This is a genomic window from Massilia scottii (assembly GCF_030846495.1).
Taxonomy (GTDB): Bacteria; Pseudomonadota; Gammaproteobacteria; order Burkholderiales; family Burkholderiaceae_D; genus Telluria_A; species Telluria_A violaceinigra.
In genome coordinates, this window is the sequence record NZ_JAVCWM010000021.1 from 1 (window position 1) to 15,174 (window position 15,174).

The 15,174-nt window shown below is 63.8% G+C and carries 10 protein-coding genes; 4 read left to right on the plus strand and 6 right to left on the minus strand.

Annotated features, from left to right (window positions below):
• The first annotated feature begins 126 nt into the window (after positions 1-126).
• Positions 127-2,859: a polysaccharide deacetylase family protein gene (locus tag RBA41_RS24155; protein ID WP_306626786.1), complete on the plus strand. Its 2,733-nt coding sequence runs from the start codon at positions 127-129 to the stop codon at positions 2,857-2,859.
• Between the two features lie 182 nt (positions 2,860-3,041).
• Here the strand turns inward: RBA41_RS24155 and RBA41_RS24160 are convergent, their stop codons facing one another.
• Positions 3,042-4,082, minus strand: coding sequence for a DUF475 domain-containing protein (locus RBA41_RS24160; RefSeq protein WP_306626787.1), 1,041 nt, complete (start codon positions 4,080-4,082; stop codon positions 3,042-3,044).
• Between the two features lie 217 nt (positions 4,083-4,299).
• Here RBA41_RS24160 and RBA41_RS24165 point away from each other — a divergent pair, with 217 nt between their 5' ends.
• The 3 genes from RBA41_RS24165 to RBA41_RS24175 all read left to right on the plus strand — a co-directional run bounded on the left by RBA41_RS24165 (position 4,300) and on the right by RBA41_RS24175 (position 9,316).
• Positions 4,300-4,722: a divergent PAP2 family protein gene (locus RBA41_RS24165; RefSeq protein ID WP_306626788.1), complete on the plus strand. Its 423-nt coding sequence runs from the start codon at positions 4,300-4,302 to the stop codon at positions 4,720-4,722.
• A gap of 229 nt (positions 4,723-4,951) precedes the next feature.
• Positions 4,952-6,088, plus strand: a complete 1,137-nt coding sequence (locus tag RBA41_RS24170; protein ID WP_306626789.1) for an efflux RND transporter periplasmic adaptor subunit — start codon at positions 4,952-4,954, stop codon at positions 6,086-6,088.
• Between the two features lie 3 nt (positions 6,089-6,091).
• A complete protein-coding gene (locus tag RBA41_RS24175) occupies positions 6,092-9,316 on the plus strand; it encodes an efflux RND transporter permease subunit (RefSeq protein WP_306626790.1) in 3,225 nt (1,074 codons plus the stop codon).
• Between the two features lie 116 nt (positions 9,317-9,432).
• Here RBA41_RS24175 and RBA41_RS24180 read toward each other — a convergent pair whose 3' ends face one another.
• From RBA41_RS24180 to RBA41_RS24200, 5 genes are all read right to left on the minus strand, one after another.
• Positions 9,433-9,834, minus strand: a complete 402-nt coding sequence (locus RBA41_RS24180) for a hypothetical protein (protein WP_306626791.1) — start codon at positions 9,832-9,834, stop codon at positions 9,433-9,435.
• A 296-nt stretch (positions 9,835-10,130) separates the two neighbouring features.
• Positions 10,131-11,051: an NAD(P)H-hydrate dehydratase gene (locus RBA41_RS24185; protein WP_306626792.1), complete on the minus strand. Its 921-nt coding sequence runs from the start codon at positions 11,049-11,051 to the stop codon at positions 10,131-10,133.
• A gap of 13 nt (positions 11,052-11,064) precedes the next feature.
• Positions 11,065-11,829 (minus strand): histidine phosphatase family protein, encoded by a 765-nt coding sequence (locus tag RBA41_RS24190; RefSeq protein WP_306626793.1) that lies wholly within the window; start codon positions 11,827-11,829, stop codon positions 11,065-11,067.
• A gap of 93 nt (positions 11,830-11,922) precedes the next feature.
• A complete protein-coding gene (locus RBA41_RS24195; protein ID WP_306626794.1) occupies positions 11,923-13,329 on the minus strand; it encodes an L-cystine transporter in 1,407 nt (468 codons plus the stop codon).
• A 199-nt stretch (positions 13,330-13,528) separates the two neighbouring features.
• Complete coding sequence (locus RBA41_RS24200) at positions 13,529-14,365, minus strand: hypothetical protein (protein WP_306626795.1); 837 nt, start codon at positions 14,363-14,365, stop codon at positions 13,529-13,531.
• Between the last annotated feature and the right edge of the window lie 809 nt (positions 14,366-15,174).

Genomic DNA, 15,174 nt, shown 5'->3' on the forward strand with positions numbered 1-15,174 from the left:
AAACAAAAATGTTGCGAGTCAGAGCTCTGACCCCGGTTGTGGGAAAGTTGAGGGCCGGTGTAGGAATTTTCGGTGTGTTTGGTTTTGCAATACAATCGATGCATTTCTTCCAACAGGTGTGTCTCCGTGACTTCCACTCCCATCAAAATCGCCGCTGCGCTTGCCATCGCGGGCGCGGCCGGGGCGACCTTTTTGTTTGCCGGACGTAAGCCGGCGCCGGCAACGCCGCCGCCCGCGCCCGTCAAGTCCGCCCCCGCAGCCACGCCCGCGCCGCGCATCGATACCGCGCCGCTGATGAGCGGCGTCCAGGCCTTGCTGGCCAATTACCGGAAGATCATCGTCCTGCTCGCCGACGAGAAGTCGATGCCGGCCAACGAGCGCGATCAGGCGCAGCGCGTCGGCCAAAACCTGTTCCACGAGAATCAGTCACGCGCCGCATCCCTCGAACGCGACCTGGCCGCGCTGCTCGCCTCCACCCAGCCGAACCGCTTCGATGCCGTCAGCGAACTGCTCAGCTTCATCGAGTCCGATAAGTCCCTGTACGACGCCGACCGCCTCGCTTTCCGCGAGCTGCTGCAAGGCTTGCTGGCGGAAGTGGCCAAGGATTCGAGCTTGCCGGCCATTAAGCTCCACAAGCGCCTGTCGGAGGATCTCGATGCGCTGGCCGAGATCGAGCGTAACTACGAGAAGGAAATCCGCCAGGTCTTCGGCCGCTACGAGTCGCGTGCGATCGAGCTCAAGCGCGAGCGCTGGGACACTTACCTCGCTTACCTCAAGACCCTGTACGCGCGCGACACCATCCTCAAGGAGCAGGGCGTGGTGGTGCCTTACCCGGCGTCGGCCCTGCCCCCGGAGCCCAAGGCCAAGGCGGAGCCCGATCCCAACGAGATCTTCGGCAACTCCCTGCCTAAAAAAACCGTGGTGCTGACCTTCGACGACGGTCCCCACAAGCGCTACAGCGAGGAAATCGCCGCGATCCTCAAGCAGTACGGGGTGCCGGCGGTATTCTTCAGCGTCGGGCGCAACCTGGGCAGCGTCGATGCCGCCGGCAAGGCGACGCTGTCGGAGGGCGCCGCGGTCAGCCGCAAGCTCAAGGCAGGCGGCTACACGCTGGCCAACCACAGCTACACGCACGCCCAGCTGTCGAAAGAAACCGGCGCCAAGCTCAAGGCCGAAATCCTCAACACCGATGTGCTGCTCAAGGCGATCGATGCCGGCCGCTCGCCGCTGTTTCGCTTTCCCTACGGCGCGCGCAACAGCGAGGGCATGCATGCGCTGCAAGGCGCGCACCTGCGCTCGGTGATGTGGAATATCGATTCGCTCGACTGGGCCGATCCGGTCCCGGCCTCGATCGCGGAACGGGTCCTGCGCACGGTCGACAAGGAGGGCCGCGGCATCATCCTGTTCCACGACATCCATGCGCGCACGGTCAAGGCGCTGCCTGCCGTGCTGGATCGCCTGATCGCGGAGGGTTATCAGTTCGCCGGCTGGGATGGCGCCAATTTCACCAGCGCCAACACGGCCGCCGCGCCCGCCGAAAAAGTGGCAGTGAGCACCGGCTATGCCAATTCCTGGGCCATCGTGATCGGTATCGACAGCTATCCGAAGTGGCCCAAGCTGCAGTACGCGGTGCGCGATGCCCAGGGTGTGCGCGAAACGCTGATCGGCAAGTTCGGCTTCGCGGCCGAGCGCGTGGTCTCGCTCAACAATGCCGAAGCGACCCGCGCCGGCATCCTCGGCGCCTTCCATGACCGCCTGGCCCACGGCGGAGTGCAAAAGAATGACCGGATTTTCGTGTTTTTCGCCGGCCACGGCGCTACCCGCAAGCTCAGTTCGGGCCGCGACCTCGGCTACATCGTTCCTTTCGATTCCGACCCGGCCCAGTTCGCCACGGATGCGATTCCGATGAGCGACATCCAGAACATCGCCGAGAGCCTGACCGCCAAGCATGCGCTGTTCGTGATGGATGCCTGCTACAGCGGGCTGGGCCTGACGCGCGGCGGCGGCGCCGGCGCTTTCCTGCGCGATAACGCGCGCCGCATCGGGCGCCAGATGCTGACCGCCGGCGGGGCCGACCAGCTGGTGTCGGACGGCGGGCCCAACGGGCATTCGGTGTTCACCTGGACCTTGCTGCAAGGCTTGGCGGGGAAGGGCGATCTCAACGGTGATGGCTTGATCACGGCCACCGAACTGGCGGCCTATGTGGCGCCGGCGGTGGCGGGCGTGTCGAACCAGACGCCGGCGTTCGGCAGCCTGCCTGGCTCGGAAGGGGGCGACTTTGTGTTCGAGCTGCCGGTGGAGGCGGAGTTTCTCAATCCGCAGACGGCGCAGTTGTCGACCGAGGCGATCGCGCTCAACGCCAAGCTCGACGCGGTGCGCCCTGACGCGCCCAAGTCGGACGACAAGCCGGGCGTGACGCCACCGGCAGCGCCGGTCGCGGTCAAGGATTTGCAGGGCAAGGAGCAGAAGCTGGTGACGCCGCTGGCGGTGCCGTCGTCGGCGCGCCAGCTGGCCCAGCGCGCCAACGACCGCGGTTTGCAGCTGTTTAAGGAGAAGCAGTACGCGGCGGCCGAAGCGGAATTTACGGAGGCGCTGAAACTGCGCGCCGACTTTGCGCTGGCGGCCAATAATCTGGGCTTCGTGTATTACAAGCAGGGGAAATTCGCCGAGGCGGCGCGCTGGTTCGACAATACCGTGAAGATGGATCCGTCGCGCGCGGTGGCATACCGCAACCTGGGCGATGCGCATGCCCAGGCGGGTGACGTGGCGAAGGCGAAGCTGGCGTACAAGACCTTCCTGGAACTGGCTCCGGCCAGCCCGGGTGCGGTGTACGTGAAGCAGCAGATGGAGAAACTCTAGGATGTCATGCGCTGGTGCGGTACTCCTGCACCGTTGACGTCTCCCGCACCAGGGCGGCCATCGGCGGGAACGCATGCGTTCCCGCCTGCGCGGAAAGTCGTTTCTGCCAGTGGCAGGAAGTCGTTTCTACCAATGGCAGAAAGGACAGTGGGGGAGCTCGCCGCCCCCAAACTGCGCCCCTGTCAAGCCACCCCCAAAGCCTCCTGCTGTTTCTTGTACCGCAGCGACGACCAGAGCGATACCAGAATGAACGCCACGCCCGACAGCCCCGTGAACCATTCCGGAATGTGATAGCGCACGCTGGCGAACATGATCAGCGCCAGAATCCCGATCGCGTAATGCGCACCGTGTTCCAGGTACACAAACTCCTGCAAGGTGCCCTTGTCGACCAGGTACACCGTCATCGAGCGCACGAACATGGCGCCAATGGCCAGGCCCAGCATGATGATGACCACATCGCTCGTGATTGCGAACGCACCGATCACGCCGTCGAAACTGAACGAGGCATCGAGCACTTCCAGATACAGGAAACCGCCGATACTGCCGCGCGAAACCATCTGCCCGATGGTCGGATCGGCTTCTTCTTCCTCCAGCAGGGTACTGATCCAGTTCACGCCGACGTAAATGACCACGCCGAGTACGCCCGCCATCAGCACGCTCAGCTTGCGCGCTTCCGGCACCAGGTACATGGCCATGAACGCCGCGCACAGGGTCAGCATCACCGACAGGCTCTCGCTGCCGTATTTACCCACCTTCTCTTCGAACACGCCGAGCCAGTGATGTTCCTTCCCTTCGTCGAAGAAAAAGTTGAGGAACACCAGCAGCAGGAAGGCGCCGCCGAACGCCGCCACCTCGGCATGGTTTTCGGTCAGGTGGCGCGAGTATTCGTCGGGCGTGTTGATCGCCATGGTCCACACATCCAGCAGGCCCAGGCCGGTGGCGACGGAAACGATGACCAGCGGAAAAACCAGTCGCATGCCGAACACCGCCACCAGAATCCCGACCGTCAGGAACAGCTTGCGCCAGAAGTCGTTCCAGTGGCGCAGCACCGAGGCGTTGACCACCGCGTTGTCGAACGAGAGCGACACTTCCAGCACGCCCAGCACCGCGGATATCCACAGTGCATTGAGCAGCCCGGGGATGCCGCCGCGCGAATAGCCCCACCAGGCGGCAACGCACATGAGAATGAAGGTGACGAGGAAGGAGAGTCTGAAGTGGCGCATGCGGAAATTCCCAAGGAAAAATTCGATACGAATGGCGGGCGCCGGCGAGGCGGCGGTCTGATGTCATTCTAATAGGTTTTCCTGCCCGATGAGCGGTCAAACGCGCGCACGCGCCCCGGCTCGGCGGCCGTTGCCGTGGTCCCCCTGGCGGGCGTGATCTGCGATAATTGTTAATTACGCAGCAATTTCGCGGTTTAATGACAACAAGGATACACGCATGGATATCAGCTACCTCATCACGCCAGTCCTGACCTGGCTGGTGGTGGGACCAATCAAGTTCCTGATTAATAGCGCGCGCCAGCGGCGCTGGGCGTTCAATCTGGTCGGCAACGGTGGCTTTCCCAGCAATCACAGCTCGGTGGTGACCAGCATGGCGACCCTGATCGCCCTGCGCGAAGGCATGGACAGCCCGGCGTTCGGGGTGGCGGTGACCCTGGCGTTTATTGTGATGATCGACGCCAACAGCCTGCGCCAGCACGTGGGCCGCCAGGCCGCCGCCATCAACCGCGTGGCCGGCAGCGCCGCCGACCATACCCATCTGCGGGAACGCATGGGGCATACGCTGGTCGAAATCAGCGGCGGCATTTGCACCGGCATCGGCATGGGGTTTGCGGTTTTCCATCTGTTCGAGCGGTTCTGACGCTGCGCCATGGCGCTGGACTAAAGAACACGCGGGGTGTGGCGGCCCAGTTTGTTGCAACTCAGTACGGCAGGAATGCAGTTCAGTCCCGCAAATCCGCAGTTCAGGCATCCAAACGGACAGGTTGAAAGATTGCTAATTGACGTCGATATCCGTCTCAAGGATACTTTGCCGCTGATAGTTTTCAATTTGATACATACGTCTGACCGATTTGAATCCGGAGAATCCCATGCTGCGCAAAACAATGCTCGTCCTCGCCATCGCCACGGCGCTCGCCGCCTGCAGTAAGGATGCCAAAGAACCGGGCAAGGACGCCAAGGCGGCCGCCCCCGTCCAGTTGCTGGTTTCTCCGGAAGATATGCTCACCATCCAATCGAACGCGCTCGCGTCCGGTCCGGTCGTGACCGGCTCGGTCCAGCCCGAACGCAAGGCCGACCTGCGCGCCGAAGTCTCGGCCGTGGTGCTGCAGGTGCTCAAGGAAAACGGCGACATCGTCAAGCGCGGCGATGTCCTCGTCAAGCTCGATGAAACCGCCATCCGCGACAGCCTCAGCTCGGCCGAGCAATCGGCCCGCGCCGCCGCCCAGGCGCTCGACCAGGCCGAACGCCAGCTCGAACGCATGAAAACCCTGCGCGCCTCGGGCATGACCTCGGCCCAGGCGATGGATGACGCCGAAGTGCGCCGCAACAATGCCCTGAGCGAAGTGTCGGCCGCCAAATCGCGCGCCGCGCTGGCGCGCCAGCAACTGGCCCGCACCGTGGTGCGCGCGCCGTTCGACGGCGTGGTCAGCGAACGCAAGGTCTCGGCCGGCGACACCGCCTCGGTCGGCAAGGAATTGCTGAAAGTGATAGATCCGTCCAGCATGCGTTTTGAAGGGCGCGTCTCGGCCGACCGCATCAGCACGGTCAAGGTCGGCCAGGCGGTCAGCTTCCGGATCAACGGCTATGCCGGCGAAGAGTTTCGCGGCGTGGTCAGGCGGGTCGACCCGGCCGCCAACGAAGTCACGCGCCAGGTCGAGGTGCTGGTCGGGTTCGCGCCCGGCTCGGCGGTGCCGAAGGTATCCGGCCTGTACGGGGAAGGGCGCATCGAGGCCGAAACCAAGGCCGCGCTGATGTTGCCCGAAGGCGCGCTGGTCAAGGCCGGCGACAAGGCCTACGCCTGGCGCCTGCGCAACAAAACCCTGAACAAGGTCGACCTGGCGGTCGGGCCGCGCGACACGCGCACCGGCAACTACGAGATCAAGCAGGGCCTGGCCGCCGGCGACATCGTCATGCGCACTCCGAGCTCGGCCTTCAAGGAAGGCCAGAAGGTCGAACTGGCGCCGGCCAAGGTTGCCGCCGCCCCAGCTGTCGTGCAGGGGAAATAAGCCATGTTCCTTTCCGATTTCAGTATCAAGCGGCCAATCGCGACGATTGTGCTGATCGTCGCCCTGATGTGCATGGGTCTGCTTGCCCTGACTAAACTGCGGGTCAACCAGAATCCCGACGTCGAAGTGCCGGTCTTGCAGATCAATATTCCCTATCCGGGCGCCTCGCCCGACACGGTCGAGCGCGAAGTGATCAACCGCATCGAAAAGTCGCTGCTCAGCATTTCCGGCGTCACCGATGTGCACGCCAATGCGGTCGAGGGCAATGCCCAGTTCTGGCTGGAGTTCAACTTCGACAAGAACCTGATCGAAGCGTCCGACGAGGTCCGCAACGCCATCGCCACGGTGCGCTACAAGCTGCCGACCGAGATGCGCGAACCGATCCTGCAGCGACTCGACCCGGCCACGCAGCCGATCCTGAACCTGGCGCTATCCTCCACCAGCCAGACCCATGCGGAAATCTCGCGCCTGGCCGAGGATGTGCTGGCCGACCGCTTCCGCGGCATCGACGGCGTGGCGACGGTCAACGTCAACGGCGCGCTGCGGCGCGAACTGTCGGTGCTGCTGCGCGCCGAAAAGCTGCGTGAATATAATGTGGCCGTGTCCGACGTGGTCAACGCCTTGCGCACGCAAAACACCAACGCGCCGGTGGGCAAGATTCGCGGCGAATACGACGAGAAGAGCATCCGCCTGGTGGGCCGCATCGAGTCGCCCGAGGAATTCCAGCAGATCGTGGTCAAGCGCCGCGGCGAGGAAATCGTGCGCCTGGCCCAGGTGGCCGAGATCCGCGACGGCTTTGCCGAAGTCAACAACCTGAGCATCCGCAGCGGCAAGCCGAACGTGGGCATCACCATGACCCGCTCGCGCGATGCCAGTACCGTCAGCGTGGCGAACAAGGCCAAGCTGCTGATCAAGGAACTGGAAAAAGAATTGCCGAAAGGCACCGTGCTGGAAGTCACGCGCGATGGCGGCGATGAAGCCCAGCGCAGCCTGAACAATGTGATCGAGTCGCTGATCTTCGGCGCCGTGCTGACCATTTTCGTGGTGTACGCCTTCCTCAATTCCTGGCGCTCGACCCTGATCACGGCGCTCTCCTTGCCGACCTCGGTGATCGCGTCGTTTATTGCGGTCTGGCTGTGCGGTTTCACGCTCAACTTCATGACCCTGCTCGGGCTGTCGCTGGCGATCGGCGTGCTGATCGACGATGCGATCGTGGTGCGCGAAAACATCGTGCGCCACATGCAGCGCGGTTCCGACCGCCGCAAGGCCGCCCTCGAAGGCACCGCCGAGATCGGCATGGCGGTGGCCTCGACCACCTTCTCGATCATCGCCGTGTTCATTCCGGTGGCCTTCATGCCGGGCGTGTCCGGTGAATGGTTCCGTCCGTTCGCGCTGACGGTCACCTGCTCGGTGCTGGTCAGCCTGGTCATTTCCTTCACGCTCGACCCGATGCTGTCGGCTTACTGGGGCGACCCGCCGGATCATCACACGGCGCCGAAAAAAGGCTTGTCGCTGATGCTGCATCACTTTAACGAGTGGTTCGACCGCCAGGCCGACCGCTACGGCAATGTGATCGCCTGGGCCTTGCATCACCGCATCTGGATGACCCTGATCGCCGTGGCCACCTTCGCCGGCGCGATTTATCTGCAGGGCGCCAAGGGCGGCACCAGCTTCCTGCCGGAGGCCGACTATGGCCAGTTGCTGATCGATATCCGCACGCCGGCTTCGTCGAGCGTCGAGTATTCGCGCGCCAAGCTGGAAAAGGCGGCCGAGCTGGCCCGCACGATCAAGGAAACCAAGGATACCAACGCCTTCATTAACACCGGCGGCGGCAAGGTGTATGTCGATATCGGCAAGCGCGCCACCCGTTCGCGCAGCGCCAAGGAAATTGCGGTCGAGCTGCGCGCCAAGATTTCCCAGCTGGTCGGCGCCGAGTACGTGGTGCTGGACGACATGAACAATGGCGCCAGCAAGCCGATCCAGATCCAGTTCACCGGGCCGGATTCGCGCAAGCTGCTCGACATCGCCAATGCCTACATGGAAAAGCTGCGCAAGGTGCCGGGCGCGATCGATGTCGGCCTGTCCGAACAGGATCCGAAAAACGAATTGCAGATCGAACTGAACCGCGGCCTGGCCAATTCGATGGGCATTTCCGTCAACGATGCGGCGCAGTCGCTGCGGGTGGCGTTTGCCGGCGTCGAAGTGGGTGACTGGGTCGACCCGACCGGCGAAACGCGCGACGTGGCGGTGCGCCTGCATCCGGACGACCGGGTCAGCGCAGACAATATCGAACGCTTGCCGATCGCCGTGACCGGCACCAACCAGATGGTGCCGCTCGACCAGATCGCCACCATCACCATGGGCAAGGGGCCATCCGGCATCTCGCACAAGAACGGCAAACGCACCATTTCGGTGTCGGCCAATGCGCAGGGACGCGCGAACGGCGAAGTCTCGGGCGATGCCATGAAACTGGCCGATACCTTCGATTACCCGCCCGGCTACGGCCGTGAACTGGGCGGCGCCGGCCAGGACCAGCAAGAGCTGTTTACCGAAATGGGCATCGCGCTGGTGTCGGGCATCGGGCTGATGTACCTGATCCTGGTGATGCAGTTCGGTTCGTTCACGGCGCCGCTGGCGGTGATGCTGTCCCTGCCGCTGTCGCTGATCGGCGTGGTGGTGGCGCTCCTGGTGACGGGCAACACGCTCAACCTGATGAGCTTCATCGGCATCATCATGCTGATGGGCCTGGTGGCGAAGAATGCGATTCTGCTGCTCGACGCGGCCCGTTCGCGCGAACGTGAAGGCCACAGCCGCGAGGATTCGCTGATGGAGGCAGGGCGCGCGCGCCTGCGTCCGATCCTGATGACCACCTTCGCCCTGATCGCCGGCATGTTCCCGGTGGCGCTGGGGCTGGGCGAGGGCGGCGAGTTCTACCGTCCACTGGCGATTGCGATCATCGGCGGCACCATCACCTCGACCATTTTGACCTTGCTGGTGGTGCCTACCTTCTACGACAGCATTGAGATCAAGACCGACAGCATGGGCGCCAAGTTCCACCGCCGTTCGGCGCGCTTCGGTCCGCTGCTGGCATTCCTGGCGACGTTTATCGAGGTGATTTTGTTCCTTACCTTCATCCGCCTGATCTATCGCCTGATCATGATGGGCGTGCGCCTGGCCACGGGAGACAAGCGCAGCGCGGCCATGGGGGATGCTTTGCCGCTCAAGTAGCCGCAGCTGTAGGATGCACTGCCGGCACATTCGAACCAGATGCCGTCAGTAGCCGGGCCGCCGCTTTTGCCACTGGCAGAAGCGGCGGTTTTTCATTTGCGGCCATGCACGATCGGTCAGCGCTTGTCCTTGTCGGGCGGCGGGGTGGTGTCGGTGCTGCCTGAGGTGCCGCTGGTTCCCGATGTGCCGGTCGTGCCCGATGTGCCGCTGGTGCCTGAGGTAGCGGTGTCGGTCGTGCCCGTGCCAGTCGTTCCCGTGCCGGATGTGCCCGAGCCTGCGGTGCTGGTTCCGGTATCGCCCGTGGTGCCGCTGGTGCCCGTACCGCTGGTGCCGGTATCGTCCGTGCCCGTGGTACCGCCGGTGCCGCTGGTACCGGATGTGGTGCCGGAGGTCGTACCGGAGGTGGTGGTGTCGCCGGTGCCGGTGGCAGGGGTGTCGTTGCGTTTGCAGGCAACGAGCATTGACGCCAGCAGCGCCGCGGTCAGCAGGATTTTTGGTGCGGTTGTGAATGGTTTCATTGTTTACTCCTCGGTCACGTCAATAGAGTACCGTTGCCTGTCACTGCATAGCCGCAGGCAACGGCGCCAGGTCGATCCTGCCGGACAGGCACGCTGCCCGGCGAGGACCATCAGGGAACCGACGTCGTGCATAACGCGGTCCCGTTAGCTGATGCGCGAATGCGACTGTAAAAATTAGACTTTCAACATCTGCGCCAGTTCATCTTTATTTGCGTATCTGACGTAGATTTACCTCCATGTCCGCGCAATTTGATACTGATCAAACGTTTTGCCTGGCCGCGGCCGTTCCGTCGACATCAGGAACGGGCGGCTTGCTCCATCAGGGCTGGAATTTCGGCCGGGATCTCGCGGGCCAGATAGCCGAGCACGCCAAAGCGCAAGGCCAGCTGTTCGCCGGCCTGCGCATGCAGTGCCACGCCCCAGCAGGTGGCCTGGGCCAGGGTGGCGCCGCGCGCCGCCAGGCCGGCGATGATGCCGGCCAGGGTATCGCCGGAGCCGGAAACGGCCAGCCCCACGTTGCCGCCTTCGTGCTGCCAGGGGCCGCCTTCCGGGGCGCTGATCACGGTGCGCGCGCCCTTCAGCGCCACCACCGCGTTCCAGGCCTGCGCCGCGTCCCTGGCTGCGCCGTCGGGCTCGGCCAGGATCTCTTCTTTCGGATTGCCGCTCAGGTGCGCCATCTCGCCCGCGTGCGGGGTGAGGATGACGGTCTGGGCAAAGCGGAACGGTGCGTTTTCGCCGTCGAGGTCGGGATTCGTCACGATGCTCATCGCGTTGGCGTCGAGCACCACGCTGACGCCTTCCAGGCGCGGCAGCAGGGCGCGCACCAGTGCCGCCGTGGCCGCCTCATCCTGCATGCCGGGGCCGATCAGCACCGCGTCGACCTTGTCGGCCAGCGGATCGAGCATGGCCAGCGCATCGCGCTCGAAGCCGCCTTCGGCCGTCTCGCGCAGGCCGATCACGCGCGCTTCGGGCATGGCCAGCGCCACCAGTTGCGCCACGCTGGCGCCGGTGGCGATGGTCAGCTTGCCGGCACCGGCGCGCAGGGCCGCGGTGGCCGCCAGGATCACGGCGCCCGGCATTTCGCACGAGCCGCCCAGAATCAGCACGTGGCCGCGCCGTTCCTTGTCGCCCCCGGCGGGCGGCATGGGCAGCGGCCAGGCGCGCAGGGCGGCAGGGTCGATGGTAATCATGTGGGTGCTGGCGAGCGGCATGTCCATCGGACCGGCGCGCCTACGCTTTCGGAGCAGCGGGCACATCTTTTTGAACCGTGACCGGCGTGCCTGCCGCTTCCAGGGGAGCGACAAAATTAGTCAGTTGCAAGCCGAGCTTGCCGTGCTTGCCCTGGGTGGGATCGAAGCTGTACGAGGTCACCGAGCAGTTCGGCACGTCGCCGGCCCGGTCGAAGGCGAGGATCGACGCTTCGTCGAGCCGCTCGAACAGGTAGCGGAAGCAATTGACCGTCACCTGGTGGCCGACGATCAGCACGCGTTCCTTGCAGAACTCGCGGGTGATGGTGTCGATGATGCTGCGCAGGCGCAAAATCACATCGCACCAGCTTTCGCCGCCGGGCGGGCGGAAGTAGAACTTGCCCACGTGCTGGCGCTGCTCGTACAGCTCCGGATATTGATGCTGGATGCCGAGCACGGTCAGGCGGTCGAGGATGCCGAATTCCTTTTCGCGCAGGCGCTCGTCGACGTGCACCGCCATCAGGCTGTCCGGGCCGAGCTGCTCCATGATGATACGGGCGGTATCGGCTGCGCGTACGTAGGGGGAATGCAGCACCACATTCGGACGCTGGTCTTCGGGCATGGCGGCAAACCAGCCTGCCAGCGCGCGCGCCTGTTCGACGCCGAGCGGGGAGAGGGGGACGTCGACATCGCGCTCGGCGATATCGATCAGCAGGCCGGCCGCCGCTTCCGCCGCATCGCGGGCGACGTTACCGGCGCTTTGTCCGTGCCTGACCAGCCAGATCTGTTGGGGCCACTTTTGTTCCATCGATTCGCCTGCCCTTGAAATGTTGACACGACGTCATCATAGACGGATTCGGCGGCGGATCAGCGCACGATACAAGCAGTTGTCGCGTATTGTTTACGCCGCTTTCTCGTCGGCATCGACATTGAGCGGCGCGTCGCTGTTGAAGACGTCCATGTCGGTCTGGCCGAGCACGCGGCTGGTGACCGTGCCCGCCGTAATCGAGCCGCTCACGTTGAGCGCGGTGCGGCCCATGTCGATCAATGGCTCGATGGAAATGAGCAAGCCCGCCAGCGCCACCGGCAAGTCCATCGCCGACAGCACGATCAGCGCCGCGAAGGTGGCGCCGCCGCCCACGCCGGCCACGCCGACCGAGCCGACCGTGATGATGGCGATCAGCGGCACGATGAAGCCGAGCGTCATCGGATCGATGCCGACCGTCGGCGCGATCATTACCGCCAGCATGGCCGGATAGATGCCGGCGCAGCCGTTCTGGCCGATGGTCGAGCCGAACGAGGCGGCGAAGTTGGCGATGCCTTCCGGCGTGCCGAGGCGGCTGGTCTGGGTCTGCACCGACATCGGGATCGAGCCGGCGCTGGTGCGCGAGGTGAACGCGAAGGCGAGCACCGGGAAGATTTTCTTCACGTAGCGCAGCGCGTTCAGGCCGGAGGCGCTGATCAGCAGCAAATGCACGCAGAACATCAGCAGCAGGGCGCTGTACGAGGCCGTGACAAAACTGAGCAGCTTGACGATGCTGTCCAGGCTCGATCCCGCCACCACTTGCGTCATCAGCGCGAACACGCCGAACGGGGTCAGGCGCAGCACCAGGGTCACCATGCGCATGATGATCGCGTGCGCAACCTTGATGAAGCGCGCAAAAGCGTCGAAGATGTCCGGCTGCCTGGCCGCGATGCCGGTCGCCGAGATGCCCACGAAAATCGAAAACAGCACCACCGCGATGGTCGAGGTCTTGCGCGCGCCGGTCATGTCGAGGAAAGGATTGGCGGGAATGAAGCTGATGATCATGCCCGGCAGCGAGATCGCCTGGGCCGTGTTCAGGTGCCCCTTCAGATAGTCGCCGCGCGCCACTTCGGCGGCGGTGGCGGTCAGGCCCACGGCGGACAGGCCGAACAGCTTGGCCATCAGAATGCCGATACCGGCCGCCACCATGGTGGTGAGCATCAGGATGCCGATGGTCAGCGCGCTGATCTTGCCCAGTGACGAGGCATCGCGCAGCTTGAGGATGGCGGCGATGATCGACACCATGATCAGCGGCATGACGATCATCTGCAGCAGCTTGACGTAGCCGGTGCCGATGATGTCGAGATAGGCATTGGTCTCGGTGATGATCGGGGAGGGCACGCTGTAGATCAGCTGGAACGCCGCCCCCAGCAGCACGCCCAGGCCCAGGCCGGTGAACACGCGCCTGGTGAACGAGGCATGCGCCTCTTGCATCTTATAGAGGAGAAAGCACACGCCCAGTGCGATGGCCAGGTTCAGGATCAGCGGAAAATTCAGGGTCATGCGGGCCTCTTGAGTGGGCGCTGCGCGCGGAAGCTTCGCGGCGGCAATATAACCGAACATTCTAACCATAATCCTGTTGCTTGCCCACAAGCCCGTCCGTCGCTGCCCGGACTCCCCACGTGGATGCACGAGATAAAGCCTGGCGAAATCAGCGTCAGGAGGAAGCAAGTCTTTCGCATTGCGTTTGGCCGGACAAACCCTAAGTGCAGTCGACTTTTTCGAATGTCTCCGGCACCTTGACCTCTTTGAAAATGGCATTCGGACTGCGTCGGATTTCGGCCAGTCGCGGAGCGACGATCGCGCGGCGCTGATCGGGCCCGATGAAGACGACGCCTTCGGCATCGGCGGGGACGCCGGCGCACGTGGATCGCTTGTTGAAGTCCATTTCAAGGGCAATCTGATAGAGGTTGCTCTTGCGTATGCGGTCGGGCGCGGCCTGGTAGTTGATCAGCCCGGCCCACAAGGTCGACGACATGCAGATCGCGAACGCGATCGCCATATTGCCGCGCTGAGCCTTGCCTGCGTAGTAGAGCACCAGGGCGATGCTCCCGAACAGAATGGGCAGGACGATTGCCGGGTAGATCCAGTTCGCCAGCACGAGTGCGGACGCGGCAGCCGTCGCGCGCGGCAAGGACGAGGCGTCGACCTGGAAGATGGCGTTCACCTCGACTGCCGCTTGGCCATGAGCGTAATAGGTCGCCAGTCCGAGCAATGCCAATCCAATGATTTTTGCCGACTTGAATTCGGCGAAGTGGCGGTCGATGAAACGCGTCGCCAGCGTCGCCAGGACCAGCAGGCCCAAAAGCGCGCCCGCCATGTAACAAACGAACGCTTGCTTGGGCGCCAGGAGCCCGTATGAGGCCAGGAGTCCTGCGCCGACCGGAATGACCGGACTGAGGATCGACATGGCGATCAGCTTGAAACGGAAGTCGAACGTCGGGTTGTCGATAAAGCAGCGAAGGCGCTGTCGTTGCCAGGCGAGCCTTACCCGCAGTCTCTTCATGTTGCTGATGGAGCGGTAACCTGCAATTTTCATCCTGTTCGTCCTCCCGGGTGGGTTCAGGCCGCGCGTGTGGATCCCATGGCGGCGACGGCGTCATTGTAAATGTCCACTTCCCGCTGCGGCCCGCCGTCGACTTCGCGATCCATTCGGGCTATTGACGTCATTCCCTGATTCGCAACATCCACATGGCGCGATGTCCTACACAGTCGCGTCTCTGCCGCCTATCCTCATCATATTGCCCTGAGGATACTATGATGACTCGTCAATAGGAGGCCTGCCATGCTCGAACCGCAATTTCCACCCGTCATTTTCCCTCAATCCGCCGACGCCAGCGCCAGCGCGTCCGGCAGCGCCGGGGCCAGCCGAGGGCAAAGTGTCTGCGGTATCACCGGATCGGGTGTCGGCCAGCCCGCCGGAAGGACCGGCATGCTGGGGACGTTCAGGGTGGCGGAAGGTTCCCTGAGCGGGTTGGTGGAACAACGGGTGGGAGGGGATTCGCCCCGCGTCGGAACGGATCCCGGCAATCGCAGCGGATCTTCGCCGGCACGGGACGAGACGCGGCGGCGCTACGCTTCGAGCGGGCGGGCAGCCCGATAACATGCATCTGGTGCATGATCTGTGGTTCGTGGATGGGCGTGGAGGATGACGATTCAATCCGGGGGGGAATGACATTCGGTCAGGCGGGTGATAGCGGCGTAACGGTACTGGATGACTTCCGGCATCCGTCATGACGCGTATCAAAAGAGTAATGTTGTTGACAGCCCCTGGGATGTTTGCAACACTCGCCGCCTGTCTTGATTCCCGCCAAGCCTGCCCGCGCCGTGCGGCCCCAGGATTGGCTA

What these genes read in the sequence shown, in the direction of transcription:
- RBA41_RS24160 (WP_306626787.1), bottom strand. Translation starts at nt 4,082, where the DNA reads ATGCGCCACTTCAGACTCTCCTTCCTCGTCACCTTCATTCTCATGTGC.
- RBA41_RS24165 (WP_306626788.1), top strand. Translation starts at nt 4,300, where the DNA reads ATGGATATCAGCTACCTCATCACGCCAGTCCTGACCTGGCTGGTGGTG.
- RBA41_RS24170 (WP_306626789.1), top strand. Translation starts at nt 4,952, where the DNA reads ATGCTGCGCAAAACAATGCTCGTCCTCGCCATCGCCACGGCGCTCGCC.
- RBA41_RS24175 (WP_306626790.1), top strand. Translation starts at nt 6,092, where the DNA reads ATGTTCCTTTCCGATTTCAGTATCAAGCGGCCAATCGCGACGATTGTG.
- RBA41_RS24180 (WP_306626791.1), bottom strand. Translation starts at nt 9,834, where the DNA reads ATGAAACCATTCACAACCGCACCAAAAATCCTGCTGACCGCGGCGCTG.
- RBA41_RS24185 (WP_306626792.1), bottom strand. Translation starts at nt 11,051, where the DNA reads ATGGACATGCCGCTCGCCAGCACCCACATGATTACCATCGACCCTGCC.
- RBA41_RS24190 (WP_306626793.1), bottom strand. Translation starts at nt 11,829, where the DNA reads ATGGAACAAAAGTGGCCCCAACAGATCTGGCTGGTCAGGCACGGACAA.
- RBA41_RS24195 (WP_306626794.1), bottom strand. Translation starts at nt 13,329, where the DNA reads ATGACCCTGAATTTTCCGCTGATCCTGAACCTGGCCATCGCACTGGGC.
- RBA41_RS24200 (WP_306626795.1), bottom strand. Translation starts at nt 14,365, where the DNA reads ATGAAAATTGCAGGTTACCGCTCCATCAGCAACATGAAGAGACTGCGG.